Below are 25,073 nucleotides of genomic sequence, written 5' to 3'. Positions count from 1 at the left end.
CCGGAAGGTCACGCGGTGGTGCCGGTATTGCTGCGCGCGGGATGCGGCTGTGCGTCGCGGGAGGCGCCGCGCATCAGAACGATCAGCAGCGTCGCGCCGATGAGATCGAAAGCGCCGAGCGCGCCGAACAGCGGCGTGTATCCGATCGAATCGGCCAGCGCGCCGACCAGCAGCGAAAAGCCCAGCCCGCCGATCCACGCTGCCATGCCCGCAAAGCCGGCGACGGTGCCGACCTCGCTCGGGTCGAATACGTCGGCGGCCAGTGTGTTCACGAGCGCCGAAATCATCTGATGCGCGAAGCCGCCTACGCAAAAAAGCGCGATGGCCTGATACGGCGACGCGACGAGGCCGATGGATGCAGACCCAAGCATCATCAACGCGCCGAGCACGACCCCCGTGATGCGCGAGCGGATCAGCGGCATGCGCAGGTGTTTCATCAAAAACGGCGACAGGTAGCCCCCGAACAGGCCGCCCAGGTCGGCGGCGAGAAAGGGCAACCAGGCGAACAGCGCGATCTGCTTCAGATCCATGTGACGCTGGGTGGCGAGGTAAAGCGGAATCCAGAAACTGAAGGTTTGCCAGGCGGGCTCAGCGAAAAAGCGCGCTTGCGCAATGGCCCAGAAGTGGCGCGTACTCAATACCTCGCGAACGCTGCGGCGACGCGGCGCGGCCGGCGTTTGTCCGCGGCTGATGGTGTCGCGCTCGGCTTCACTGATGCGCGTGTGATCGGCCGGCGAGCGGTACAGCAGATACCAGGCGGCCGCCCAGAAGAAGCCGAGCGCGCCGGTCACGGCAAAGGCGCTTTGCCAGCCGTAGCGCAGCGACAGGAAGACGACGAGAGGCGGCGCGAGCAGCGAACCGAGCGACGTGCCGGCATTGAAATAGCCGACCGCCACGGATTTTTCTCGATCGGGAAACCATTCGGCCACGACTTTCATGCCCGCCGGAATGGCGACGGCCTCGCTCAGGCCCATCAGCCCGCGCAAGGCCGCGAGCGAGAGCCAGCCGCCCGCCAAACCGTGGAACACACCCGTGAACGACCACAGGCAGGCGAACAGCGCGAAGCCGAGCCGCAGGCCGATCAGGTCGATGATCAGGCCGCACACCGGTTGCATCACGGTGTAGCCAATCTGGAAGGCGCCCACGACATACGAATACTGCTGGGTGCTCATGTGGAGCAGCTTCATCAATTCGGGCGCCATCACGCCGAGCGAGTTGCGCGACAGATAGTTGACGATCGTCCCTGCGCATACGAGCGCGATGATCCACCAGCGCAATCCGGCGATTGTTTTCAAATCAGTCTCCGTTGCCCATGGTCCGCCGGTTGATTGCTCAGCAGGCGGATGTGCGCGAATTCGAACATTTTTTGGATTTCCAATTCAAGTCATCGTATCACCTGAGGTACTCTCGGACACCAGGGAAAACCATGTTTTTCTACGAAATAGTTCGTGTTTTATGGGATAAGATTCGTAAATGGTCGATCGAGGCGATAGAGTGGTCTGATGACATGGGATTGATATTTATTGAATTTGATGTTCTTTCGAACATAAAATGTTCGTTTTTAGCGATGCGCGGACCGACGCCCCGGCGTCGACCGGGAAGGGCGGGGTAGAGGGGGAGAGGAGGAGAGGCGGAGAGGGGGGATGGGCGATGACGCCACGATTGGCGGCTCACCGAGGGCAGGACGGCGGGGCGGCTGCGGCGTTTGCGCACAGTAAAAAGCTTCACGCCGGCCGCGCGGACGATGCGCGGGCGGCGGCAGTTCGGCGGGCGACGGCCTCGGTTACAATCGCTCTACTTTTTCACCGGGCCTTTGTCCGATGTAACCAGAAGTAACGCGTGGACGGCCCGTGCGATGTTATGCATCAGTTATTACAAACTTGAAATACGCGGAAGGACGCCTTGCGCTATATTCCGCCGCAACAACACATTCTTCAAAAAGGTGATCAATGAAGTCCGTTCGTCTTGTTCCGCTTCTGATCGGGGTTCTGACGTTGGGTGCATCGGGTGTTGCAATGGCCGGTGGGCTGAACATCGGCGTCAATATCGGCATTCCCGCACCGGTCTACGTTGCGCCGGCTCCGGTGTACGCACCGCCTCCGCCGCCTCCGCCGCCCGTCATTTATCAACCGGCGCCCGTGTACTACGGCGGCCCGGCGATCGTGGTCGGCTGGCATGGCGACCGCTACTGGGACGGTCGTCGCTACTGGGCGCGTGATGACTGGTATCGCCATCATCCTCCGGGTCGTGGCAACTATGCTCACGATCACTACGACAATCATCGCGGCTGGCACTAAGCCATAGAGCGAGCGATACGGCGCGATCAGATTGGTGTCGTAGATTGAAAAAAACCGCCCAAAACAGGGCGGTTTTTTAATGCCTGCCGCACTTGCGGTTTCACGATCGCAGTGACGTTAGGCAGGCGCGTGCATTCAACGCAGGCGCCTTCATCGAGCAGTATCAGGATCAAGCGGCCTCAGACCCGCGCGCGCGCCCTTCACTCCGCCACAGCCGCCATCCCTCCGACCACCGCACTAAAGCCGCTATCGACGTGCACGATCTCCGCCGTCACGCCGGCCGCCAGATCCGACAACAAAAACGCCGCGGTATTGCCGACCTGCTCGATGGTCACGTTGCGTTTGAGCGGTGCGTTCTGTTCGACGAACTCGAGAATCTTGCCGAAGCCTTTGATGCCGCTCGCGGCCAGCGTCTTGATCGGCCCCGCCGAAATGCCGTTCACGCGCACGCCCTTGGCGCCGAGCGACACCGCCAGATAACGCACACTCGCTTCGAGCGAAGCCTTCGCGAGCCCCATCGTGTTGTAGTTCGGAATTGCGCGTTCGGCGCCGAGATAGCTCAGCGTGAGCAGTGACGCGTCCGGCGTGAACATCGACTGCGCGGCCTTGGCGAGCGCGGGGAAGCTGTACGCGGAAATGTCGTGCGCGATGCGGAAGTTTTCGCGCGTCATGCCGTCGAGGAAATCCCCGGCAATCGCCTCGCGCGGCGCAAAGCCGATCGAGTGGACGAGGCCGTCGAGGCCGTCCCAGTGTTGCTTGAGCGACGCGAAGAGGGCGTCGATCTGCGCGTCGTCGGCGACGTCGCAGGGGAACACCAGATCGCTGCCGAACTCGGTGGCGAATTCGGTGATGCGATCCTTGAAGCGCTCGCCGACATAGGTGAACGCCAACTCGGCGCCTTCACGCTTGCAGGCCTGCGCGATGCCGTACGCAATCGAACGGTTCGACAACAGGCCGGTCAGCAGGATACGTTTGCCAGCGAGGAAGCCCATGGAATCTCCTGAACGATCGCCGCGCCGCGCGTGCGAATGTGGCGCGCTCCACAGGCGCGGACAGCGCGGATTAATTGGGTAGAATTCTCTCACATTGCAATTGCCCACTGACCAACAAGGCCCCTATGACAACTGGCTCGCGACGGGTTCAAGCGCCTCGTGCATTTCGATGCAGCGTGATTCACGGACCTTCGCGCAGCGGTCTCGCAGTGGTGCCGCGTTCCTGGCGCGCATTGTGCTCATGGTGTGCATGGGGTTCGGCGCGCGCTGCCGCGACAGCTTGCGTGCTCGCCATCACCGGTTTGCTTGCCGCGCCGCAAGCCCACGCGGCCCATGCAATCGCACAATACGGCGAGCCGAAATATCCGGCCGGCTTCAAGCACTTCGACTACGTCAACCCGGATGCGCCGAAGGGCGGCACGCTGGTGCTGGCCAACCCGAGCCGTCTCACGAGCTTCGATAAATTCAATCCGTTCACGCTGCGCGGCAATACGGCGCCCGGCGTGGATCTGCTGTTCGAGAGCCTGACCGTCGGCAGCAGCGACGAGGTTGCGTCCGCCTACGGGCTGCTCGCCGATGACATCGAGGTCGCGCCTGACGGCTTGTCGGTGACTTTCCACATCAATCCGCGCGCGCGCTTTTCGAACGGCGATCCGGTCACCGCCGACGACGTCAAGTTCTCGCTCGACACGCTGAAAAGCCCGCAGGCCGCGCCGCAATTTGCGTCGATCTTCGGCGAGATCACGCGCGCGGTGGTGGTCGATCCGCAGACGGTGCGTTTCGAGTTTCGCCAGCGCAATCGCGAACTGCCGCTGCTGGCGGGCGGCATGCCGGTGTTCTCGCGCAAGTGGGGGATGAAGCCGGACGGCAGCCGCACTCCGTTCGACCAGCTCGCGTTCGAAAAGCCGATCGGCAGCGGACCTTATCTGATCGAGCAGTACGACAACGGCCGGACGATCACGTATCGGCGCGATCCGAATTATTGGGGTGCGGAATTGCCGGTGCGCGCCGGCATGAACAACTTCGATCGCATCGTCTACAAGCTGTACTCGGATAGCACGGCGCGGCTCGAAGCCTTCAAGGCCGGCGAATACGATGCGCTCGTCGAGTATGTCGCGCGCAACTGGGTGCGGCGCGACGTCGGCAAGAAGTTTGATAGCGGCGAGCTGATCAAGCGTGAGTTCCCGCAACACAACGGCACCGGCATGCAAGGCTTCATGCTGAATACGCGGCGTCCGTTGTTCCAGGACGTGCGCGTGCGCAAGGCGCTCGATCTCGCGCTCGACTTCCAGTGGCTGAACCGGCAGTTGTTCTACAACCAGTACCGGCGCATCGACAGTTTCTTCGCCAACACGGATTTGCAGGCGAAGGGTTTGCCATCGCCGGGCGAGCTGGCCTTGCTCGAACCGTTCCGGGCGCAACTCGACCCCGCCGTGTTCGGTCCGCCGCCGAAGCAGCCGGATACCGATCCGCCAGGCTCGCTGCGCGCCAATCTGCTGCAGGCGCGCGCATTGTTGCAGGACGCCGGCTGGACCTATCGCGACGGTGCGTTGCGTAACGCGAAGGGCGAGCCATTCCAGTTCGAGATCCTCGATGACTCAGGCTCGGCCGCGCAGATGGAGCCGATCGTCGCGACCTATATCCGTAATCTTCAGAAGCTCGGCATTACCGCGACGTTTCGGGTGGCGGATTACGCGGTCTATCAGAAGCGACTGGACGCGTTCGATTTCGACGTCACGACGATCCGCATGCCCGACGTGCAGGTACCGGGCTCGGAGCAGATCGAGCGCTTCGGCAGCAAGGCCGCCGATACCAACGGGTCGGACAACATGATCGGGTTGAAGTCGCCCGTGGTCGATGCTGTTCTGAACGCGCTCGTGCATGCGCAGACGCGCGAGCAACTGGTGGACGCGACGCATGCGCTCGACCGACTGCTGATGCATGGCTACTATGTGGTGCCGCACTGGTACAGCGGCACGCATCGGGTCGCATTCAAGCGCGGCCTCGCGTGGCCGAAAACGCTGCCGCTGTACTATGGCGCGGAAGGCTGGATCACGTCGATGTGGTGGTACGAGCAGCCGCAGGCATCGCCACCGGCACAGCCGCAAGCACTGCCGCATTCGTCGTCAAAGCCGTAGCCAGAACCGCTGCCACGCCAACGCGCCATTTCATTCACCGCCTTCGCACTTCGCACCGGAACGCCGCCCATGTGGAGCTACATCCTCAAACGTCTGTTGCTGATGATCCCGACCTTGCTTGGCGTGCTCACGCTGACCTTCGCCGTGATCCAGTTCGTGCCGGGCGGTCCGGTCGAGCAGATGCAGCACGAGTTGCGCAAGGGCGCGGAGAACGGCGCGCCGTTCGGTCTGCGTGCGCATAGCGGCGTCGACGCACAACAGATCGCGCAACTCAAGCAGCTTTACGGCTTCGACAAACCGCCGCTCGAACGCTACGTGCTGATGCTCAAGCGCTTCTCGACCTTCGACCTCGGGCAAAGCTATTTCCGTCATCAAAGCGTGTGGTCGCTGATCGTGTCGAAGCTGCCGGTGTCGATCAGCATCGGCCTGTGGACCTTCTTCCTCACGTATCTGATATCGGTGCCGCTGGGCATTGCGAAGGCGGTGCGCAACGGTTCGCGCTTCGATATCGCGACGAGCCTCGTGGTGCTGATCGGCTACGCGATTCCGGGCTTCGTGCTGGGGGTGCTGCTGCTCGTGCTGTTCGGCGGCGGCACCTTCCTGCAACTGTTTCCGCTGCGCAATCTCACGTCGGACAACTGGGCGCAGCTGAGTCTGGGCGGCAAGATCGTCGACTATCTGTGGCACATCACGTTGCCGATCACCGCTTCGGTGGTGGGCAGTTTCGCGGTCGTCACGATGCTGACGAAAAACGCCTTTCTCGACGAGATCCGCAAGCAATACGTACTCACCGCGCGCGCTAAAGGTCTGTCCGAAAAGCGCGTGCTGTGGAAGCACGTGTTCCGCAATGCGTTGTTGCCGCTGATCGTCGGCTTTCCGGCGGCGTTCATCGGCGCGTTCTTCACCGGCAGTCTGCTGATCGAGACGCTGTTTTCGCTCGACGGGCTGGGGCTGCTGTCGTATGAATCGGTGGTGCGCCGCGACTATCCGGTCGTGCTCGGCACGCTGTATCTGTTCACGCTGATCGGCCTCGCGACCAAGCTGATCTCCGACCTCTGCTATGTGTGGGTCGATCCCCGCATCCAATTCGAACAACTGGAGCGCTGATGAATCGAGCCCGTCTTTCCGCCGACGCGGCGGCGCGCGCCGAACCCGTTCGCGCGTTCGTGTCGCCTTCGCCCGCGCGCCGCGTGTGGCAGCGTTTTCGCCAGCAGCGGCTGGGCTACTGGAGTCTGATCGTGTTCGTCGTGGCGTTCGCGGCGAGCCTCGCGGGCCCGCTGTGGTCGAACGACAAGCCGATTGTGGTGCGCTACGAAGGCCACCTGTATTTCCCGCTCTTCAAGACCTACGCGGAGACCACGTTCGGCGGCGATTTCCCGACGCCGGCCGATTATCTCGATCCGTATATCAAGCATCGTTTCGACACGCCTGGCAATTTCGCGCTCTATCCGCCAAACCGCTACTACTACGACACGCTGAATTACTTCTCGAAGGCGCCGAACCCGGCGCCGCCGTCGCGCGATAACTGGCTCGGCACCGACGACCGCGGCCGCGATCTGTTCGCCCGGCTGCTCTATGGTTTCGGGGTGTCGGTGGAGTTCGGGCTCGTGCTGACGCTGATCGGCACGATACTGGGAATCGCTGCCGGTGCCGTGCAGGGTTATTTCGGAGGACGTATCGATATCGTCGGGCAGCGTCTGATCGAAATCTGGAGCGCGATGCCCGAGCTGTATCTGCTGATCATTTTCTCGTCGATCTTCGAACCGGGCTTCATTCTGCTGATCGTGCTGCTGTCGCTGTTCGGCTGGATAGGCTTGTCCGATTACGTGCGCGCCGAGTTTCTGCGCAATCGGCATCAGGATTACGTACGCGCCGCGCGGGCAATGGGGCTGTCGAACTGGCAGATCATGTGGCGCCACGTCTTGCCCAACAGCCTGACGCCGGTGATCACGTTCCTGCCGTTCCGCATGAGCGGCGCGATTCTCGCGCTGACGAGTCTCGACTTTCTCGGCCTCGGCGTGCCGTCGCCCACCCCGAGCCTCGGTGAGCTGCTCGCGCAAGGCAAGGCGAATCTCGACGCATGGTGGATTTCGTTGTCCACCTTCGGCGTGCTGGTCGCGATGCTGTTGTTGCTGACCTTCATGGGCGACGCGCTGCGCAACGCGCTCGATACCCGCATCTCCGATGCGATGCGCGCCGGAGGCAACCAATGAGCGCCACGGTTCAGAACAACGGGCAAAAGGTGCCCGCGCCGCCGCTGCTGGAACTCGACCATCTGCGCGTGAGCTTCGGCGACACCGTTGCGGTGAGCGATGTCACGCTCGCGATCGAGCGCGGCGAGCGAGTGGCGCTGGTCGGCGAATCGGGCTCGGGCAAGAGCGTGACCGCGCTGTCGATCCTGCGGCTCCTAAGCGACGCGCAGGTGAGCGGCACGATCCGTTTCGACGGCGTGGATCTGCTCGGCAAGAGCGAGCGCGAGATGCGCGGCATGCGCGGCTCGGACATCGCGATGATCTTCCAGGAACCGATGACCGCGCTCAATCCGCTTTATACGGTCGGCGATCAGATTGCGGAGACCATCGTCGTGCACGACGGCGTGTCGGCGGGCGAGGCGCGCAAACGCGCGGTCGCACTGCTGGGGCGCACCGGTATCGCCGAACCGGGCAAGCGCGTGAACAGTTACCCGCATCAGCTGTCGGGCGGGCAACGGCAGCGCGCGATGATCGCGATGGCGCTCGCGTGCCGTCCCAGACTGCTGCTCGCCGACGAGCCCACCACGGCGCTCGACGTGACGATCCGCGCGCAGATCGTCGATCTGCTGCTGGAGTTGCAACGCGACGAAGCGCAAAAGCGCGGGATGGCCGTGCTGCTGATCACGCACGACCTGAATCTGGTGCGCCACTTCGCGCAGCGCATCGCGGTGATGGAGCGGGGCGTGCTGGTCGAGAGCGGGCCGGTCGAGCGGGTGTTCGAGTCGCCGCAGCATCCGTACACGCAGCGTCTGCTGGCGAGCCGGCCGCAGCGCACGGTGGTGCCGGTGCTGCCGATCGCGCCCGTGCTGCTCGAGGCGCGCGCGATCTCGGTGGATTTCAAAACGAAGCTGCCGGGCTTCGGCGGCTGGTTCCGCTCGGGACGGTTTCGCGCGGTCGCCGACGCGAGCGTGTCCGTGCGCCAGGGCGAGACGCTCGGGATCGTCGGCGAATCGGGTTCCGGCAAGTCGACCCTCGCGATGGCGCTGCTCGGTCTGCAACGCACCGCCCACGGCGAGATCGAGTTTCAGGGCAGGGCGCTCGGCAGCTATCGCGGCGCTGACCAGACCGCGTTGCGCTCGAACATGCAGGTCGTCTTTCAGGACCCGTTCAGCTCGCTTTCGCCGCGCCAGACGATCGAGCGGATCGTCGGCGAAGGGCTCGCTCTGCATCGGCCGCAGATGACCCCGCAGGCGCGGCGCGACAAGGTGGTGGCGGTGCTGCGCGAGGTCGGCCTCGATCGCACGGTGCTGTATCGCTATCCGCATGAATTTTCCGGCGGCCAGCGTCAGCGGATCGCGATTGCGCGCGCGCTGGTGCTCGAACCGCGCGTGCTGATTCTCGACGAACCGACCAGCGCGCTCGACGTGTCGATCCAGCAACAGGTGCTGAAACTGCTCGCCGGGTTGCAACAGAAGTACAACCTCGGCTTCGTTTTCATCAGCCACGATCTCGCCGTGATCGGGGCAATGGCGCATCGCGTCGCGGTGATGCAAAACGGTTCCATCGTCGAAGCCGGGGAAGTCGAGGAAATTTTTGCGACCCCGGCTCATCCTTACACCCGAAAACTCCTGAAAGCGGCCCGCGACCATTGATTTTTCAACCCTTTCACCAATTGGGTGCGTATCTCGATTGTATTTTTCTATTTGTTTTGACATGTGAATACTTACTGGCTAGTATCGACCAAACTTTTTTCCGTAGACCCCTGATTTTTAGGCAAAAACTACCGACCAATGCAGCACAGAAATCTAACCCAGGCTTGCACGCGCGTCGTCGCCGGGATGTTCATTGGCGTCTTGATGGCAGCAGCTCCCGGCGCGTTCGCCGATGAAGTAAGCGGTTTTAATCAGAATGCCTCCTATTCGACCCCCAGCGGGTCGAATTTTTCGTCCATTTCCAGTTCGGCATCCAGTGCGCAAACGGCCGCTCCCGAAAGCGACGGCGGCGCCAAATCGTTCCTGTCCGGCATGGCCGGAAAAGCAGGCGACGTGGTGGTCGGCGCACTGAACATGATCGGCGTACGCTACCGCTGGGGCGGCAACACGCCTGATTCGGGGCTCGATTGCAGCGGTTTCGTCCGCTACGTGTTCCAGGACACGCTCGGCATGGCATTGCCGCGTCGTGCCGAGGAAATGAGCCGGGTGGGCGAGAAGGTTCGCGTGAGCGACCTGAAGCCGGGCGATCTGGTGTTCTTTAATACGATGCGCCGCACGTTCTCGCATGTCGGCATCTATATCGGCGACAACAAGTTCGTGCATTCGCCCTCCACGGGCAGCACGATTCGGGTCGACGACTTGGATAGCGGCTACTGGGAAAAACGCTTCACCGGCGCGCGCCGGATCGAAGCGTCGTACCAGGAAGGCGAAGATCTGCGCAAGCGCGTGACCGCGACGATCGGCGGCAACAACTGATTCTGGCTGAGTTGGTGGTTTTGCAGCGATAAAAAAGCCTGCTTCGTTCGAAGCAGGCTTTTTCTATTTGGGTGTTTCGGAGCCGTACTGCGCTCGCGCGGCTCGGTGGCAGTCTGATCGGCGTCGTTGCTGCCCGAGGCCCGCGCTGCGTGCCCCAGGCCGGTCGCGACAGCAACCCGCATTTGCCGCCACGCCTTACGCCGTCGTGCGACGCGCGGCCAGTTTACGTTGCAGCTCCGGCATCATCTTTGCCACTGCTTCTTCGCCGGCCAGAATCGCCGCGTTGCGCTGTGAGAAGTCACTGCCGCTCATCGCGGCCAGATTCGGCCGGATCACGACGTCAGCGTACTTGTCGAGTTCATAGGCCTTGATCGTCTGGCCCATGATCGTGAAAGTTTGCATCAGCACGTCGAACGAACTGGCGGTCAGGCCGCTTTCCGGGCGCTGCGAAATGTCCACGGCGATCACGAAGTCCGCGCCCATTTTGCGCGCGAACGATGCCGGCACCGGGCTCACCAGGCCGCCGTCGACATATTCATGGCCGCCGACCTTCACCGGCTCGAAAATCGACGGCACGCTGCATGACGCGCGCACCGCGATGCCGGTGTTGCCGCGCTGGAACAGGATCGGCTGACCGGTTTTCAGATCGGTGGCGACCACGCCGAGCGGCTTCGCCATCTTCTCGATCGGGCGGTTGTTGAGCGTCGTATTGAGGTAGTTTTGCAGCGCGACGCCTTGCAGAAAGCCGCGTGTGCGAAACGGCATCGCCCAGTCGCTGATCGACGCTTCATCCATGGTCAGAGCAAGCTTGTTCAGCGCAAAGCCGTTCATCCCCGAAGCATATAGCGCGGCGACCACCGAACCGGCGCTGGTGCCGGCCACCAGATCGATCTGGATGTTGCGCGCTTCGAGGGCCTTGATCACGCCGATGTGCGCGAAGCCGCGCGCGGCGCCGCCGCCCAGCGCGAGCCCGACGCGGACCGGGCGCTGAGGCTTGTCGAGCGGCGGCGGGTTGACGGTGGGCGCAGCGGCAAGCGGCTTGCTATCGGTTTTGGTTTTGCCACCGGTCGTGGTGCAGGCGGCCAGTACGGCGGAGGCGGCCGCCAACGAGAAGTTGCGGCGGGCGAGACGGGGTGACGAGGGTTTCAACGAGCTCTCCAGCAACGGCGCGGTCGACGCAATCGGCGTCGCCGGTCGCCGCGATCAGGCTGATAGTCAGACGGACGGGATCGCCGTAAGAGGCGATTCCGCGCGCCGTGGGCCTATCTCCAACCGCAGCGCGCGCACATCATAAATCAAAGCCCGATGCGCGCGGCGGCCTGGTAATGAAACGTTGCAGAGGAAGTGTCCGGGCGATGTGGCGGGCGACTTCAGAGCGGTTTTAACACGGCTTGAGCGTGCCTTGCGCTTGGCATGTGTGCCGCGTCGGCGCTTCTTTGGCCTCGGACGCCTTCCCTCAGGCACACCGCCCATGGCCATTCGGGCGAGGGCGGCCGGGCGCGTGTGGAAGGTATAATTCCGCTCTCGCATTTATTTCCCTCGTGTCCATGCAACGCGCTTGTGCCGCATGGGCGCGGTCCGCTGCCGCGCTTCACGGCTGATGTTCGCCTAGGCGCCGGCGCCAGTCTTCCGAGTAACCGCTAATGACCACCTCCGTTCGTACCCGTTTCGCACCGAGTCCCACCGGCTTCATCCACCTCGGCAACATTCGCTCCGCGCTCTATCCGTGGGCGTTCGCGCGCAAGATGAAAGGGACCTTCGTGCTGCGGATCGAGGACACCGACGTCGAGCGTTCCACCAGCGAATCCGTCGACGCCATTCTCGAAGGCATGGCGTGGCTCGGCCTCGATTTCGACGAAGGCCCGTTCTATCAGATGCAGCGCATGGACCGCTACCGCGAAGTGCTCAAGCAGATGCAGGACGCGGGGCTCGTCTACCCGTGCTACATGTCGACGGAAGAGCTCGACGCGCTGCGCGAGCGGCAACGCGAAGCCGGCGAAAAGCCGCGCTACGACGGCACGTGGCGCCCGGAGCCGGGCAAGGTTCTGCCGCAGCCGCCGGAAGGCGTGCAGCCGGTACTGCGCTTCCGTAATCCGCTGACGGGTGTGGTCGCATGGGACGACGCCGTGAAGGGCCGTATCGAGATTTCGAACGAAGAACTCGACGACCTCGTGATCGCGCGCCCGGACGGCACGCCGACGTACAACTTCTGCGTGGTGGTCGACGATCTGGACATGCGCATCACGCACGTGATCCGCGGCGACGATCACGTGAACAACACGCCGCGGCAGATCAACATCCTGCGTGCGCTGGGCGGCGAGACGCCGGTGTACGCGCACCTGCCGACCGTGCTGAACGAGCAGGGCGAGAAGATGAGCAAGCGCCACGGCGCGATGAGCGTGGTCGGCTATCGCGACGCCGGCTATCTGCCGGAAGCGGTGGTCAACTATCTGGCGCGTCTCGGCTGGTCGCATGGCGACGCGGAAGTGTTTTCGCGCGAGCAGTTCGTCGAATGGTTCGACCTGGAGCACCTGGGCAAGTCGCCGGCTCAGTACGACCATGACAAGCTGAACTGGCTCAACGCGCACTACATCAAGGAAGCGGATAACGCGCGCCTCGCCGGGCTCACCAAGCCGTTCTTTGCCGGACTGGGTGTGGACGAAGCAGCGCTTGCGCAGGGCGCGGATCTGACGGCGGTGGTGGGCCTGCTGAAGGACCGTGCGTCGACGGTGAAAGAGATCGCCGAAAACGCCGCGATGTTCTATCGCACCCCGGCGCCCGACGCCGAATCGCTGGCGCAGCACGTGACCGACGCGGTGCGCCCGGCGCTGGCCGATCTGGCGGCGGCGCTGAAGACCGTCGAATGGACGAAGGAGGCGATCGCCGCCGCGGTGAAGGCGACGCTCGGCGCGCACAGGCTGAAGATGCCGCAACTGGCAATGCCGGTTCGTCTGCTGGTGGCGGGCACGACGCATACCCCGTCGATCGACAGCGTGCTGATGCTGTTCGGGCGCGACGTGGTGGTGAGCCGCATTGAGAAAGCGCTGGCCTGATTAGGGGCGTTCGCGAGCGTGTTGAGAGGGTTTGCGTGCGGCTTGAAAAAAGTCGCATGTAATTGCTCAAAGGGTATTTACAAAGCGCAGATTGGCCTCTAAAATCTCGTTTCTCTGGTGTGCAGGGGGTATAGCTCAGCTGGGAGAGCGCTTGCATGGCATGCAAGAGGTCAGCGGTTCGATCCCGCTTACCTCCACCAACATAGAGTAAAGTTGTTCTGAAGTCTGGAAGTTGTAGTAAAAAAGACTTCACAATCGGCGGAAACGTCGTTAAAATAGCGGTCTTCGCAGTTGACGAAACGAAATAACTGGCAAGTTAGCGTAAGTTAGCAGCGAATTAAAGACAGATCTGAAAAGATTATGTCCCCTTCGTCTAGAGGCCTAGGACATCACCCTTTCACGGTGAGTACAGGGGTTCGAATCCCCTAGGGGACGCCAAACATCAGCGTCGCTTTAGTGTTCGAGTCACGGCTATGAGTCAGGACTCGATTGGCAGTAAAGCAACGCAGCTTGCAGAGAATTAACCGACGCTCGCAAGCCAGGGTGTAAAGACTGGAGTGGTAGTTCAGTCGGTTAGAATACCGGCCTGTCACGCCGGGGGTCGCGGGTTCGAGTCCCGTCCACTCCGCCAGACAAAGCCCGTTCATTCAAACCTGAACGGGCTTTTTCATTAAAGGTATAAGCAGTACGTTGTCCCCTTCGTCTAGAGGCCTAGGACATCACCCTTTCACGGTGAGTACAGGGGTTCGAATCCCCTAGGGGACGCCAGAACATCGGCGTCGTTCGGTTGGAAGTTTGAACGGTGCAGCAGGCGAATGAGCGTCGCTCATAAGCTGCGGTGAAAAAAATCTGGAGCGGTAGTTCAGTTGGTTAGAATACCGGCCTGTCACGCCGGGGGTCGCGGGTTCGAGTCCCGTCCGCTCCGCCAGATTTGAGAAAGCCCACTTCGAAAGAAGTGGGCTTTTTTTTATTTCCGCCTGGCCATCCTGCCACGGTATGCTCGGGACAAACAGCCATTGCCAGCGCGCGCGGGCTGTTTTACCGTTGACCGACACTTCTTCGCCGATCCACCATGTTCGATCCCACCGAAGCTCCGTCACCGTTTCATCTGCGCGTTGCCAGCATGGACGATTTCGAGTTCGCCGAGGCGCTGACCCGCAACAACATGGGCGGCTACTATCGCCGTCACCATCTGGTGTGGCGTAGCGACCTGTTTCTCGGCAGCTGGCGAGAATCGGAGAATTTCATTCTCGAAGTGGACGGCCAGCCGATCGGCGTGCTGCGCATCACGGAAGAAGGCGACTCGCTGCATATCCGCGACGTGCAGATTGCCGAAGGGCATCGGCGGCTCGGCGCCGGCACCTATCTGCTCGACATCTCGCATCAATGGGCGCGCGAGCGCGGGTTGCGCGAACTGCAACTGCGCGTGTTCGTCGACAACCCCGCCGCGCGGCTGTATCAACGCAAGGGCTACAAGCTCGCGGGGCCGCGTCTGGCGCAGCTTGGCGCGATCCGTCATCTGGCGCGGCGGGTCTGAAATCCCTGGGCCGCCGATCAGCGTGCGGCAGCATCCGCGCGGCCTTGCGCGGTTTCTTCATCCGTCTCGACGTCGTTGTGCTCGCCGTTTTCCGTGCGATGTTCCGAGCCCCGCTCGATAAACGCGCGCGGACTCTCACCGAACGCGCGCCGGAACATCGCGGAAAACGCACTCTGGCTTTGATAGCCGAGTTCCTGCGCGACATGCGAGAGCGGCCGCCCCTGACTCAACAGCGGAATCGCGCGCGCCAGAATCGCTTGTTGGCGCCATTGCGAAAAGCTCACACCCAATTCCTGACGAAACAGCCGCGCGATCGTGCGCGTACTCGCGCCGACACTCGATGCCCATTGTTCGAGCGACTCGCCGTGCGTCGGGTCCGCGATCACGGCTTCGCACAGCGCACGCAGACGCTTTTCGTTGGGCATCGGCACGGACAGCGGCAGCGGCTCCGAGCGCGTCAGCTCGTCGAGCGCGAGCGCGCCGAGCAACTGTTCGCGCGTGGCCGAGATGCCGGGGGTGTCGAGCGCGGCAATCACTTCGCGCAGCAGATCAGACACTTCGACGACGCGCGGGGCATCCAGCCCGGCCGGCACGGTGCTTTCGGTGATGTAGAGCGTGCGCAGGAACGCGTCTTCGACGGCCACCACTTCGTGTGTCACGTGCGGCGGCACCCAGATCGCGCGCGACGGCGGCACCATCCACGTCGTGCCGGTCGTCGCGACGCGCAGTACGCCGCGCGACGCGTAGGCCACCTGCGCCCACGCATGCGTATGACGCGCGATACGCCAGCCCGACGGCATTTGCCGCGAGCGCACGCGGATCGGGTGCGTCTCGGTCGGCTGGAACTCGGGCGGAATGTCGGCGAAGCGGACGAAGCTCGACAGCTCGGAGTCGGCGGACGAAGTCATGGTTAAGCGCGAAAGGCGAAGGGGGCGAAGGTCGATCCGGACAGCGAGTGCCTGAACAGGCGACGCGCGAAATAGCGCATGCGGAAGCTTTGCATTCGCAGCTCGCGCGCCATGAGCCCAGCGGGCCTTGTCATTGTAGATGTTGCCCGCACCCCGCCGTTGCATAATGTCCCGATTACCCGGATAAGGAGTACGTCATGAGTTTTGCCACCGCGGACTTGTGCGACGCACACGAAGATCAGCTGGCGCTCGGCACGCTGCGCGCGCTCGAGCCGGTGTTTCACCTGTTCAGCCGCACCGAGTGTTTCAGCGGCGAGGCGGTGACGCTGAAAGTGTTCGAAGACAATGCGCTCGTGCGGACCGTGCTCGAAGAGAAGGGCGCGGGCCGCGTGTTGGTGGTCGACGGCGGCGGCAGCCTGCGTTGCGCGCTGGTCGGCGGCACCCTCGCGCGGATCGCGGAGCAGAACGGCTGGGCGGGCATCGTGGTGAACGGCTGCGTGCGCGATGCGCTGGAACTGAACGAAGTCAATACCGGCGTGGCGGCGCTCACGACCTGTCCGCGCCGCGGCCAGAAGCGCGGCGCCGGCGAACGCGACGTGGCGGTGCAGTTGCCCGGCGCGCTCGTGCGTCCTGGCGAATGGATTTACGCGGATCTGGACGGCGTGCTCGTCGCGAGCGCGGCGCTGAACTGAAACGGCATTTGAAACGGGCACGAATCGAGCCAGCCAACCCTCATCCCAGGAGAGCAAACGACGATGCAGACCGTCTTTATCTACGGCACATTGCGTGCCGGTGAAGTGAACGACATCAGCGCAGCCGCGGCGCGCAACGACATCGCCGCGCCGACGCTACTCGGCACCGCCACCGTGCGCGGCCATCTGTACGACTTCGGCTTATATCCGGGCCTCGTCGCCGACGAAGCGGGCGTCGACGTGATCGGCGACGTCTACGAAATCGACGATGAACTGGTCGCGGTGCTCGACGAAATCGAAGCCGTGTATCCGGGCGTCGAGGATCGCTTTCTTGCGCGCGAGGTGATGGTGAAAGTGGACGGCAATGTCGTGAACTGCCGCTTCTATCCGGTCACGCCGAATGCGGTGAAGGGCTTGCCCGAAATCAGATCGGGCGATTGGGTCGAGCATCGTCGAACGCGCTGAGCCGGTGCGTCGGATGCGCATGGCGAGCGGGTGACGCGTCGTGCTAAAGGCCGCTAAAAAAGTGGCCCGGCAGACGTAAGCCTGTCGGGCCATCCGGTCGGTTAGTGTTGCGACTCAAGCCGCCCTCACGCCGCATACGGCACGTGAAGGCAAGCTTGATATGGCATCGTGCGGTGCCGATCCCGCTGATTGCGTTGACGCGTGAAGCGCGTCAACAGCCTCAGAGTTCTTCGTACAACGGCAACGTCAGGAAATCGGTGAACTGCTCCGACGTCGACATCTGTTCGAAGATCTGCGCGGCGCGCTCATACGGCTTCGTATCTCCGCCCACGGCCTGCTTCACCTTGTCGAGTTCCTGCGCCGACAGCTCGCGCACGAGTTCGACCGTCACCTTGCGGCCGTCGTCGAGCTTGCCCTTCGGCGAGCGAATCCATTGCCACACCTGCGAACGCGAAATTTCCGCGGTGGCGGCGTCTTCCATCAGGTTGTGAATCGGCACGCAGCCATTGCCCGCGAGCCACGAGCCCAGGTAGTGGATGCCGACGTTGATGTTGTTGCGCAGACCGCCTTCGGTGATCGGCGTCTCCGGGCGGAAGTCCAGCAGATCGGTGGCGGTGACGAGCACGTCGATGCGTTGCTTGCTGATCTGGTTCGGCTTGTCGCCGAGCACCTTGACGAACTCTTCCATCGCGATCGGCACGAGGCCCGGATGCGCGACCCAGCCGCCGTCGTAGCCGTCGCCGGCATCGCGCGCCTTGTCCGAGCGCACGCCGCCCATCGCTTTGTCGTTGGCCGCCGGATCGTTCTTGATCGGGATCAGCGCGCTCATGCCGCCGATCGCAGGCGCGTTGCGGCGATGGCAGGTCTTCAGCAGCAACAACGCGTACGCGCGCATGAACGGCGAGGTCATCGTGATCTGCGAGCGATCGGCGAGGCAGAAATTGCGGTCGGCCTTGAACTTCTTGATCGCCGAGAAGATGTAGTCCCAGCGGCCGGCGTTCAGGCCCGAGCTGTGTTCACGCAGTTCGTACAGGATCTCGTCCATTTCGAACGCGGCGACGATCGTCTCGATCAGCACCGTCGCGCGAATCGTGCCGCGCGGCACGCCGACCGCTTCCTGCGCGGCGATGAAGATCTCGTTCCACAGACGCGCTTCCAGATGGCTCTCCATCTTCGGCAGATAGAAGTACGGGCCCGAGCCGCGCGCGACCAGTTCCTTCGCGTTGTGAACCATGAACAGCGCGAAGTCGAAGATGCCGCCCGACACGCGCTTGCCGTCCACCTTCACGTGCTTCTCGTCGAGATGCCAGCCGCGCGGACGCACGATCAGCGTGGCGACCTTGTCGTTGAGTTTGTACGACTTGCCGTTCTGGTCGAGCGAAATCGTGCGGCGCACCGCGTCCTTCAGATTGATGTGACCGGTGATCTGGTTGTCCCAGCTCGGCGCATTCGAATCCTCAAAGTCGGTCATGTACGAATCCGCGCCCGAATTCAGCGCGTTGATGATCATCTTGCGCTCGACCGGACCGGTGATCTCCACGCGGCGGCATTGCAGATCGCGCGGCAGCGGCGCGATGGTCCAGTCGCCGTCGCGCACGCTTTTCGTCTCGGCGAGAAAGTTGGGACGCTCGCCGGCGTCGAGCCGCTTCGTGCGTTCCGCGCGCGCCTGCAGCAGTTCCTGACGGCGCGGTTCGAACGTCCGATGCAGCGCGGCGACGAGTTCGAGCGCTTCGCTCGTGAGGATCGCTTCGAAGCCGGGCTTGATCTCAGCCGAGATTTCCATGCCCTGCGGCAGTGGCAACGATGTCAGCGAATTCGCCATGTTTTCTCCTTGGTCGGTCAGATTGCAAAAGTGCAGATGTTGAAAAGCAGTCGTTGTGCGTGATGAGGCGGGCGGGACCGGCAGGGGCCGGTGGCAGCCGTCATGTGCCGGGGCGGTGACGCGTGCGGCTGCCGCCGGGATTGCCTGGGCTGTTGCCCGGGTCGTTTCCAATGCGCCCAGGCGGCGCCAGGGTCCGCAGAAAAGCGAGCAGATCGCTCATCCCGCCGCCCGTGCCGTGCGGCGTGACGCCGAGTTCTTCGAGCGGGGCGTTCTGCCGGTTGAGCCAGAAAGTGGTGAAGCCGAACCACGCCGCGCCTGCCACGTCCCAGCCGTTCGACGACACGAAGACGATCTCGCGCGGCGGCGCGTCGAAGGCCTGCGTGCCGAGCGCATAAGCGGCGGGCGAGGGTTTGTAGGCGCGCACGGCGTCGACGGAAAGAACGTGGTCGAACAGGCCGCTCATGCCGGCGCTTTTGAGCGCGATGTCGAGCATCTGCGGATTGCCGTTCGACAGGATCGCAAGACCGACGCGCTGTGTGGCGGATTCGCTGTTCGCCGGTGTCTGCGGCGTCGACGGACTCGCCGCCGGCTCGCGCAGCGTACGCAGCGCGGGCACGGCGTCGGGGAAGGCGGACAGGCACGCGTATTCGTCCATCAGCCGCTTCTCGGCCGCGCGGCCCAGCGTGAGCTGAAGTTTTTTCGCGGCGAAGCGCAGCGCGTCGAGCGTGATGTCCCAGAAGGGGCGGTAATGCGCGCCGGGCGTTGCCGCCGCATCGGCTAGCGTGCGCAATTGCGTGTATTCGATCTGCTTCTGGCGCCACAACTGCGACAGCGCATCGCCGTGGCCGGGGAACATCTGCTCGGCGGCAGCGATCACCGAGTGCACGTCGAAAAGCGTGCCGTACGCATCGAAAATCACTGCTTTTAGGGATGGTGTCGTTGTGGCCGACATTGCCGTGCACTCCTGTCAGAGGTCAAGACGGATTGTATTAGTGACGATCGACGCTAAAAAAGAGGCTAAACATCACTTGATCTTTTACTTTCATGCACCTAATCTGACGCGCACCGATCACTTTGCCGCGAAGCGCCCCCGAGGGCCTTCCTTTCGGGGCTTCGCGGCGCACCTGGCTCATGGACCGTTTCAAGCAGATCGAAACTTTCGTCACCGTCGCGGCCAAGGGCAGCCTGTCCGCCGCGGCGCTTGCAGAGGGCGTCGCGCCGGCGATCATCGGCCGACGCATCGACGCGCTCGAAGAGCGCCTCGGCGTCAAGCTGCTAGTGCGCACGACCCGCAAGATCACGCTGACCTTCGAAGGCTCGGCCTTCCTCGAGGACTGCCAGCGCATCATTCACGACATGCAGAACGCCGAAGCCAGCGTGTCGGCGGGCGGCGTGAAAGCGAGCGGCCATTTGCGGCTCTCGGCGCCGGCGGGTTTCGGACGCCGGCACGTCGCGCCGCTGGTGCCGGCGTTCACCGTCGCGCATCCGGACGTCTCGATCACGCTCGACCTGTCCGACCGGCTCGTCGATCTGGTCAACGAGGGTTTCGATTGCGCGGTGCGTCTGGGCGAACTGCCGGATTCGTCGCTGGTGTCGCTCAAGCTCGGCGAGAACCGCCGCGTGTGCGTGGCGTCGCCGGCGTACCTGAGCCGGCGCGGCGCGCCGCACAGCCTCGCCGATCTCGCGCAGCACAACTGCCTCGCGCTCGGCGCGAGCGCGAACCAGCAGCGCGGCTGGGTGTTCCAGCAGGACGGCAAGGTCGTCTCGATCAAGGTGTCCGGCACGATGGAATGCTCGGACGGCGTGGTGCTGCACGAGTGGTGTCTGGACGGCTATGGGCTGGCGTGGCGCTCGTGGTGGGAAGTCGGCGAGGAAATCGCGGCCGGGCGGCTGCTGAGCGTGCTCGACGAGTTCGCCGCGCCGCCGATCGGCATCCACGCAGTGTTCCCGCAGCGCCGTCATCTGCCGCTGCGGGTGCGGCTGTTTCTGGACCTTCTCAAGCATACGTATGGCCATCCGGGTTACTGGGGCTGACGTCGACCGGTGTCTCGCAAGCGCGCTCGTGTTCGCGCGAGCTTGCGACCGCGAGCGGGTTTGCCCTTCTGCGACCCATACCCGCATCAGCGCGAACTACAATCGACTGAAGCGGCTCGCACGCCGAGCCTCGTTGGACGCTCACGCCGCGCTGCGCGCAGCCGGCGACGGAGGGCATCATGTTCAGGCACATCCTGGTTCCGACCGATGGTTCAGAACTGTCACGCAAAGCGATAGACGGCGCAATCGACCTCGCGCAGGCGGTCGGCGCGCGCGTGACCGCCTACGCGTGTCTGCCGCAATATCCATACTCGCCGTTTTCCGACGTGGTGGTCGAGCCGCCTTCCGAATTCCTGCATCGCAGCGAACGCGAAGCGCGCGTCCATCTGCGGGAAGTGGAACTGGCCGGGCGGCGCGTCGGCGTTACCGTGGAAAGTCGTACGAGCGTCCATCCGGCGCCTTATCTGGGCATCATCGAAGCGGCCGAGCAGGGGGCTTGCGACGTGATCTTCATGGCGTCGCACGGGCGGCGCGGTCTGGGCAGTCTGCTGATCGGCAGCGAAACGCAGCGGGTACTCACGCATACGAAGATTCCAGTGATCGTGTACCGCTGAACGGCGGGCGCGCGGCTCGCAACTGATCGGGGTCCGCGCGGAAAAACACGTCGGCGATGAGGCCGGCGCGTCACTGCTGGCCGCACGATGCGCTGTGCCGGCTTTTTCTCCGCTGCTGCGGTTTTTTATCAGATTCCGTCCGCCGGGGTTGGCTTCTGACACCCCGGCGGCGCGGCTCCTCCCTATGACGGCGGCTCTCTGACGGAGCCGCTTGATCGTCTTCTGCACTGCCATTCCTGCGATCAGACCTCGGGTCCGCGAAGTCCCACGACGCGGCCGACGACGTTGCCGATCACGCGACCTTCTTGTCGAAGAACTGCTCGTCTTCCGTCGAACCGTGCAGCGCGGTCGTCGACGCTTCGCGCTCGACCGTTTGCGTGACGGCGTCGAAGTAGCCGGTGCCGACTTCGCGCTGATGCTTGACGGCGGTGAAGCCCTTTTCGGCTGCCGCGAATTCGGCCTGCTGCATTTCGACGAACGCGGTCATCTGATTGCGGGCATAGCCGTGCGCGAGGTTGAACATCGAGTAGTTCAGCGCATGGAAGCCGGCCAGCGTGATGAACTGGAACTTGTAGCCCATCGCGCCGAGTTCGCGCTGGAACTTGGCGATGGTCGCGTCGTCCAGATTCTTCTTCCAGTTGAACGACGGCGAGCAGTTGTACGACAGCAGCTGATCGGGGAATTCCTTGTGGATCGCGTCGGCGAATTTCTTCGCGAACTCGAGGTCCGGCTTGCCGGTTTCGCACCAGATCATGTCGGCGTACGGGGCGTAGGCGAGGCCGCGCGAGATCGCCTGTTCGAGACCCGGCTTGGTGCGATAGAAACCTTCCACCGTGCGCTCGCCGGTCAGGAACGGCTTGTCGTTGTCGTCGATGTCCGACGTGACGAGGTCGGCGGCTTCCGCATCGGTGCGGGCCAGCAGCACGGTCGGCACGCCGGAGACGTCGGCGGCCAGACGCGCGGCGGTCAGCTTGGCGACGTTTTCGCGGGTCGGCACCAGCACCTTGCCGCCCATGTGGCCGCACTTCTTCACCGACGCGAGCTGGTCTTCGAAGTGCACGCCCGAAGCGCCCGCTTCGATCATCGCCTTCATCAGCTCGAACGCGTTCAGCACGCCGCCGAAACCGGCTTCGGCGTCGGCGACGATCGGTGCGAAATAGTCGATGTAGCCTTCATCGCCCGGATTTTTGCCTTCCGACCACTGGATCTGGTCAGCGCGCGTCAGCGTGTTGTTGATGCGCTTCACGACGAGCGGCACCGAGTTGGCCGGATACAGCGACTGGTCCGGGTACATTTCGCCGGCGACGTTCGCATCGCCCGCCACCTGCCAGCCTGACAGATAGATCGCCTTGAGGCCGGCCTTGACCTGCTGCATCGCCTGATTACCGGTCAGCGCGCCGAGCGAGTTGACGAACGGCTCGTTGTTCACCGCATGCCACAGCTTTTCCGCGCCGCGCTTGGCGAGCGTATGTTCCACCTGAACCGAACCACGCAGACGGATGACGTCTTCCGCCTTGTAGCTGCGTTTGATGCCCTTCCAGCGCGGATCGGTATCCCATTGCTGCTGGAGTTGCTTCGCTTGTTCTTCGCGGGTCATGGTCATGGTGTTCTCCTTGGTTGCCTGTTGGATGGGTGACTCTGTCTTCGTCGAAGCGGCTGGCCGGTCGGGCATTTCGTTTCGTGAAGTCTTATATAAGAGTCTAGGCAAATCGCCGATTGCGCCATAGCTGCGGCGAAACGTTTTTCGAATATTTATTATCGTTGTTATTCAATGGTTTACAACTTACGTTTCGCATTGAGAAACGATTTTTCCCCTGTTGCAACGCATGGTCTTGTGCCGTGCAGCACGATTTTTTACGACACAAAAAATTTTTTCACATCGCGAAATTTGGGTAGCGACAAATCTCGGGACGAAAAAAAACCGGCGCCTGAGCACCGGTTTCTTCCGACTGACGAACGGCGCAAGGCCGTCCGGGTCTTTTACACGCTGATTTCTGGACTGTTGCCAGACGGTTCAGCCTTGGCTTAGCTGCCGCGACGAGCCGTGCGCGGGCCGTCGCTGCGGCGTGCGCCGTAGCCGCCGTCGCGCGAACCGCCGTAGCCTTCACGCGAGCCGCCGCCGAAGCCGCCTTCACGCGAACCGCCGCCAGCCGACTTGCCGGCCCAGCCGCCGCCATTGCCGCCGCTGCGCGCACCGCCGCCGTTGCCGGCTGGCTTGCCCGAACCGCTACCGAAGCGACGGCCACCGCCGTTGCCGCCGCCCGGACGGCCACGGCCGCCAAAGCCAGGACGGCCGTTGCCCGACGGAGCCGATTTGCGCGGCTCGAAGCCTTCCACGACGTTGACCGGGAGCGGGGTGCGCACGAAGCGCTCGATGCGCTTGAGCGCGCCCTGTTCCGCGTGATGCACGAGGCTAACCGCGATACCCGAGCGGCCAGCACGGCCGGTACGGCCGATACGGTGCACGTAGTCTTCAGCGAACTTCGGCAGGTCGTAGTTGAACACGTGCGTGATGCCCGGAATGTCGATACCGCGAGCGGCGACGTCCGTCGCCACCAGCACGCGCACACGGCGCTCGCGCAGTGCCTTGATGGTGCGGTTACGCGCGCCTTGCGGCAGATCGCCGTGCAAAGCTGCCGATTCGAAACCGGCGTCGGCAAGACGCCCTGCGAGCTGGTCGGCGTCCATCTTGGTTGCCGTGAACACAATGGCCTGGTCGAGGCCCGAGTCACGCAGCAGATGGTCGAGCAGACGATCCTTGTGATCGCGGTCGTCGACGTAGTGGACGGTTTGCGCGATGTTGGTGCGCTGTTCCAGACGCTGAACGATCTCGATACGCTCCGGTTCCTTCAGCAGGCGGCCGGTCAGCGAACCGATCTTGCCGTCGAGCGTGGCCGAGAACAGCATGGTCTGGCGCGTAGCCGGCGTAGCGGCGACGATCGTCTCGATGTCTTCGATGAAGCCCATGTCGAGCATACGGTCGGCTTCGTCGAGCACGAGGATCTGCAGTTGCGACAGGTCGATACGGCCGCGTTCCAGGTGGTCGATCAGACGGCCCGGCGTGGCAACCAGGATTTCCGGGTTCTTCGCCAGCAGCATCAGCTGTTGGCCGTAAGCGACGCCACCCAGAATGCTGACGGTGCGCAGGCGCTTGAGGTGCTTGCCGTACGTGGCGGCGGCGGTCGTAACCTGCATCGCGAGTTCGCGGGTCGGCGTCAGGACCAGCATGGTCGGACGGGCCACCGGTTGTGGGCGGCGCGTGCGGGCGCCGTCGGCCGGACGCGGCTCGCGCGGCTGGCTGGCTTGCGCCTTCTGGAGTTGCGAGAAACGTTCGATGGCGGGCAGCATGAACGCGGCGGTCTTGCCCGAACCGGTCGGGCTCGAGACCAGCAGATCGCGGCCGGCGATGCCGGCGGGGATCGCGCGTTGCTGAACCGGCGTCGGGTTCTGGTAACCAGCGGCGGTCAGCGCGGAGACGACATCCGCGGACAGACCGAGCGACGCGAACGTCGGGCCGGTGGGCGCTGCGGCTTCAGCGGCGACGGCTTCCGGAGCGGCAGCAACGGCTGCGGCTTGTGCGGGTGCGTCGGCGAGACCGAGTGCCTGATCGGCGATGGCGTTCAACGGGCTGGAGGTGTTGCTCGAAGTCATGAGAATCCTTGGTACACAGGGAATTAAAACGTCGGCGCCAATCGGCATACCCAAGTCGTCGGATTCAGCGAGCAAAGAAGCAGCGAGCAAATCGAAAAACGGGGGCAGCTCGCGACAATGAAGGCGAGCTTTTCGTTAGAAGCTGTATCGGATGCGACATGCCAACACGGCGTGCCGCCAGCCTGGGACATGATCGCCCGTAGGGGGCTA

20 protein-coding genes and 5 tRNA genes are annotated in these 25,073 nt (G+C 63.4%); 17 read left to right on the top strand and 8 right to left on the bottom strand.

Annotation, left to right across the window (positions count from 1 at the left end; all coding sequences use genetic code 11):
• Positions 1-8: 8 nt before the first annotated feature.
• Positions 9-1,295: an MFS transporter gene (locus P0D89_RS00550; protein WP_408356956.1), complete on the bottom strand. Its 1,287-nt coding sequence runs from the start codon at positions 1,293-1,295 to the stop codon at positions 9-11.
• A 654-nt stretch (positions 1,296-1,949) separates the two neighbouring features.
• On the opposite strand from P0D89_RS00550, the gene P0D89_RS00545 reads away from it, so the two are divergent.
• Positions 1,950-2,297 (top strand): hypothetical protein, encoded by a 348-nt coding sequence (locus P0D89_RS00545; RefSeq protein ID WP_408356955.1) that lies wholly within the window; start codon positions 1,950-1,952, stop codon positions 2,295-2,297.
• 200 nt (positions 2,298-2,497) lie between these two features.
• On the opposite strand, the gene fabI is transcribed toward P0D89_RS00545, so the two are convergent.
• Complete coding sequence (fabI, locus tag P0D89_RS00540) at positions 2,498-3,289, bottom strand: enoyl-ACP reductase FabI (protein WP_408356953.1); 792 nt, start codon at positions 3,287-3,289, stop codon at positions 2,498-2,500.
• Between the two features lie 125 nt (positions 3,290-3,414).
• Between fabI and P0D89_RS00535 the strand changes: the two genes are divergently transcribed.
• The 5 genes from P0D89_RS00535 (at position 3,415) to P0D89_RS00515 (ending at position 10,087) form a co-directional block, all read left to right on the top strand.
• A complete protein-coding gene (locus P0D89_RS00535; RefSeq protein WP_408356951.1) occupies positions 3,415-5,427 on the top strand; it encodes an extracellular solute-binding protein in 2,013 nt (670 codons plus the stop codon).
• 69 nt (positions 5,428-5,496) lie between these two features.
• Positions 5,497-6,534, top strand: coding sequence for a microcin C ABC transporter permease YejB (locus P0D89_RS00530; protein WP_408356949.1), 1,038 nt, complete (start codon positions 5,497-5,499; stop codon positions 6,532-6,534).
• Positions 6,534-7,640 (top strand): ABC transporter permease, encoded by a 1,107-nt coding sequence (locus P0D89_RS00525; protein ID WP_408356947.1) that lies wholly within the window; start codon positions 6,534-6,536, stop codon positions 7,638-7,640. The genes P0D89_RS00530 and P0D89_RS00525 overlap by 1 nt, the downstream gene beginning before the upstream one ends.
• Positions 7,637-9,271, top strand: coding sequence for an ABC transporter ATP-binding protein (locus tag P0D89_RS00520; RefSeq protein WP_408356945.1), 1,635 nt, complete (start codon positions 7,637-7,639; stop codon positions 9,269-9,271). Before P0D89_RS00525 ends, P0D89_RS00520 begins: the two co-directional genes overlap by 4 nt.
• A gap of 138 nt (positions 9,272-9,409) precedes the next feature.
• Positions 9,410-10,087 (top strand): C40 family peptidase, encoded by a 678-nt coding sequence (locus tag P0D89_RS00515; RefSeq protein WP_408356943.1) that lies wholly within the window; start codon positions 9,410-9,412, stop codon positions 10,085-10,087.
• A 195-nt stretch (positions 10,088-10,282) separates the two neighbouring features.
• On the opposite strand, the gene P0D89_RS00510 is transcribed toward P0D89_RS00515, so the two are convergent.
• Positions 10,283-11,236 carry a patatin-like phospholipase family protein gene (locus tag P0D89_RS00510; protein ID WP_408356941.1) on the bottom strand — a complete coding sequence of 318 codons (954 nt, stop codon included), beginning with the start codon at positions 11,234-11,236 and terminating at the stop codon, positions 10,283-10,285.
• Between the two features lie 494 nt (positions 11,237-11,730).
• Between P0D89_RS00510 and gltX the strand changes: the two genes are divergently transcribed.
• The 7 genes from gltX to P0D89_RS00475 all read left to right on the top strand — a co-directional run bounded on the left by gltX (position 11,731) and on the right by P0D89_RS00475 (position 14,677).
• A complete protein-coding gene (gene gltX / locus P0D89_RS00505) occupies positions 11,731-13,140 on the top strand; it encodes a glutamate--tRNA ligase (RefSeq protein WP_408356939.1) in 1,410 nt (469 codons plus the stop codon).
• A 124-nt stretch (positions 13,141-13,264) separates the two neighbouring features.
• Positions 13,265-13,340 (top strand) — tRNA-Ala (locus P0D89_RS00500).
• Between the two features lie 162 nt (positions 13,341-13,502).
• Positions 13,503-13,578: transfer RNA gene (locus tag P0D89_RS00495), tRNA-Glu, on the top strand.
• A gap of 116 nt (positions 13,579-13,694) precedes the next feature.
• Positions 13,695-13,771: transfer RNA gene (locus tag P0D89_RS00490), tRNA-Asp, on the top strand.
• A 61-nt stretch (positions 13,772-13,832) separates the two neighbouring features.
• Positions 13,833-13,908: transfer RNA gene (locus P0D89_RS00485), tRNA-Glu, on the top strand.
• 83 nt (positions 13,909-13,991) lie between these two features.
• A tRNA-Asp gene (locus tag P0D89_RS00480) sits at positions 13,992-14,068 on the top strand.
• Between the two features lie 144 nt (positions 14,069-14,212).
• Positions 14,213-14,677 carry a GNAT family N-acetyltransferase gene (locus P0D89_RS00475; RefSeq protein ID WP_408356937.1) on the top strand — a complete coding sequence of 155 codons (465 nt, stop codon included), beginning with the start codon at positions 14,213-14,215 and terminating at the stop codon, positions 14,675-14,677.
• 17 nt (positions 14,678-14,694) lie between these two features.
• Here the strand turns inward: P0D89_RS00475 and P0D89_RS00470 are convergent, their stop codons facing one another.
• Positions 14,695-15,585: an AraC family transcriptional regulator gene (locus tag P0D89_RS00470; protein ID WP_408356935.1), complete on the bottom strand. Its 891-nt coding sequence runs from the start codon at positions 15,583-15,585 to the stop codon at positions 14,695-14,697.
• A gap of 197 nt (positions 15,586-15,782) precedes the next feature.
• Here P0D89_RS00470 and rraA point away from each other — a divergent pair, with 197 nt between their 5' ends.
• Both rraA and P0D89_RS00460 read left to right on the top strand, forming a co-directional pair.
• Positions 15,783-16,277, top strand: coding sequence for a ribonuclease E activity regulator RraA (gene rraA, locus P0D89_RS00465; RefSeq protein WP_408356933.1), 495 nt, complete (start codon positions 15,783-15,785; stop codon positions 16,275-16,277).
• Between the two features lie 63 nt (positions 16,278-16,340).
• The gene (locus P0D89_RS00460) at positions 16,341-16,742 is read left to right on the top strand and encodes a gamma-glutamylcyclotransferase family protein (RefSeq protein ID WP_408356931.1); all 402 of its coding nucleotides are present in this window, start codon (positions 16,341-16,343) and stop codon (positions 16,740-16,742) included.
• A 220-nt stretch (positions 16,743-16,962) separates the two neighbouring features.
• Here P0D89_RS00460 and aceB read toward each other — a convergent pair whose 3' ends face one another.
• Complete coding sequence (aceB, locus tag P0D89_RS00455; protein ID WP_408356929.1) at positions 16,963-18,564, bottom strand: malate synthase A; 1,602 nt, start codon at positions 18,562-18,564, stop codon at positions 16,963-16,965.
• A 100-nt stretch (positions 18,565-18,664) separates the two neighbouring features.
• Positions 18,665-19,516 carry a (S)-2-haloacid dehalogenase gene (locus tag P0D89_RS00450; RefSeq protein ID WP_408375984.1) on the bottom strand — a complete coding sequence of 284 codons (852 nt, stop codon included), beginning with the start codon at positions 19,514-19,516 and terminating at the stop codon, positions 18,665-18,667.
• Positions 19,517-19,695: 179 nt separating this feature from the next.
• On the opposite strand from P0D89_RS00450, the gene P0D89_RS00445 reads away from it, so the two are divergent.
• Together P0D89_RS00445 and P0D89_RS00440 are read left to right on the top strand one after the other, a co-directional pair.
• The gene (locus P0D89_RS00445; RefSeq protein ID WP_408356925.1) at positions 19,696-20,598 is read left to right on the top strand and encodes a LysR family transcriptional regulator; all 903 of its coding nucleotides are present in this window, start codon (positions 19,696-19,698) and stop codon (positions 20,596-20,598) included.
• Positions 20,599-20,777: 179 nt separating this feature from the next.
• The gene (locus P0D89_RS00440; RefSeq protein ID WP_408356923.1) at positions 20,778-21,212 is read left to right on the top strand and encodes a universal stress protein; all 435 of its coding nucleotides are present in this window, start codon (positions 20,778-20,780) and stop codon (positions 21,210-21,212) included.
• Positions 21,213-21,504: 292 nt separating this feature from the next.
• Here the strand turns inward: P0D89_RS00440 and aceA are convergent, their stop codons facing one another.
• Both aceA and P0D89_RS00430 read right to left on the bottom strand, forming a co-directional pair.
• Positions 21,505-22,809: an isocitrate lyase gene (aceA, locus tag P0D89_RS00435; RefSeq protein ID WP_408357020.1), complete on the bottom strand. Its 1,305-nt coding sequence runs from the start codon at positions 22,807-22,809 to the stop codon at positions 21,505-21,507.
• 428 nt (positions 22,810-23,237) lie between these two features.
• Positions 23,238-24,863: a DEAD/DEAH box helicase gene (locus P0D89_RS00430; protein WP_408356921.1), complete on the bottom strand. Its 1,626-nt coding sequence runs from the start codon at positions 24,861-24,863 to the stop codon at positions 23,238-23,240.
• Positions 24,864-25,073 lie beyond the last annotated feature (210 nt).

It is taken from the genome of Paraburkholderia sp. RL18-085-BIA-A, from assembly GCF_046027075.1.
In the GTDB taxonomy this organism is placed as follows: Bacteria; Pseudomonadota; Gammaproteobacteria; order Burkholderiales; family Burkholderiaceae; genus Paraburkholderia.
This window is presented reverse-complemented; position numbering and strand designations above follow the sequence as displayed.

What these genes read in the sequence shown, in the direction of transcription:
- P0D89_RS00545 (WP_408356955.1), top strand. Translation starts at nt 1,950, where the DNA reads ATGAAGTCCGTTCGTCTTGTTCCGCTTCTGATCGGGGTTCTGACGTTG.
- fabI (WP_408356953.1), bottom strand. Translation starts at nt 3,289, where the DNA reads ATGGGCTTCCTCGCTGGCAAACGTATCCTGCTGACCGGCCTGTTGTCG.
- P0D89_RS00535 (WP_408356951.1), top strand. Translation starts at nt 3,415, where the DNA reads ATGACAACTGGCTCGCGACGGGTTCAAGCGCCTCGTGCATTTCGATGC.
- P0D89_RS00530 (WP_408356949.1), top strand. Translation starts at nt 5,497, where the DNA reads ATGTGGAGCTACATCCTCAAACGTCTGTTGCTGATGATCCCGACCTTG.
- P0D89_RS00525 (WP_408356947.1), top strand. Translation starts at nt 6,534, where the DNA reads ATGAATCGAGCCCGTCTTTCCGCCGACGCGGCGGCGCGCGCCGAACCC.
- P0D89_RS00520 (WP_408356945.1), top strand. Translation starts at nt 7,637, where the DNA reads ATGAGCGCCACGGTTCAGAACAACGGGCAAAAGGTGCCCGCGCCGCCG.
- P0D89_RS00515 (WP_408356943.1), top strand. Translation starts at nt 9,410, where the DNA reads ATGCAGCACAGAAATCTAACCCAGGCTTGCACGCGCGTCGTCGCCGGG.
- gltX (WP_408356939.1), top strand. Translation starts at nt 11,731, where the DNA reads ATGACCACCTCCGTTCGTACCCGTTTCGCACCGAGTCCCACCGGCTTC.
- P0D89_RS00475 (WP_408356937.1), top strand. Translation starts at nt 14,213, where the DNA reads ATGTTCGATCCCACCGAAGCTCCGTCACCGTTTCATCTGCGCGTTGCC.
- P0D89_RS00470 (WP_408356935.1), bottom strand. Translation starts at nt 15,585, where the DNA reads ATGACTTCGTCCGCCGACTCCGAGCTGTCGAGCTTCGTCCGCTTCGCC.
- rraA (WP_408356933.1), top strand. Translation starts at nt 15,783, where the DNA reads ATGAGTTTTGCCACCGCGGACTTGTGCGACGCACACGAAGATCAGCTG.
- P0D89_RS00460 (WP_408356931.1), top strand. Translation starts at nt 16,341, where the DNA reads ATGCAGACCGTCTTTATCTACGGCACATTGCGTGCCGGTGAAGTGAAC.
- aceB (WP_408356929.1), bottom strand. Translation starts at nt 18,564, where the DNA reads ATGGCGAATTCGCTGACATCGTTGCCACTGCCGCAGGGCATGGAAATC.
- P0D89_RS00450 (WP_408375984.1), bottom strand. Translation starts at nt 19,516, where the DNA reads ATGTCGGCCACAACGACACCATCCCTAAAAGCAGTGATTTTCGATGCG.
- P0D89_RS00445 (WP_408356925.1), top strand. Translation starts at nt 19,696, where the DNA reads ATGGACCGTTTCAAGCAGATCGAAACTTTCGTCACCGTCGCGGCCAAG.
- P0D89_RS00440 (WP_408356923.1), top strand. Translation starts at nt 20,778, where the DNA reads ATGTTCAGGCACATCCTGGTTCCGACCGATGGTTCAGAACTGTCACGC.
- aceA (WP_408357020.1), bottom strand. Translation starts at nt 22,809, where the DNA reads ATGACCCGCGAAGAACAAGCGAAGCAACTCCAGCAGCAATGGGATACC.
- P0D89_RS00430 (WP_408356921.1), bottom strand. Translation starts at nt 24,863, where the DNA reads ATGACTTCGAGCAACACCTCCAGCCCGTTGAACGCCATCGCCGATCAG.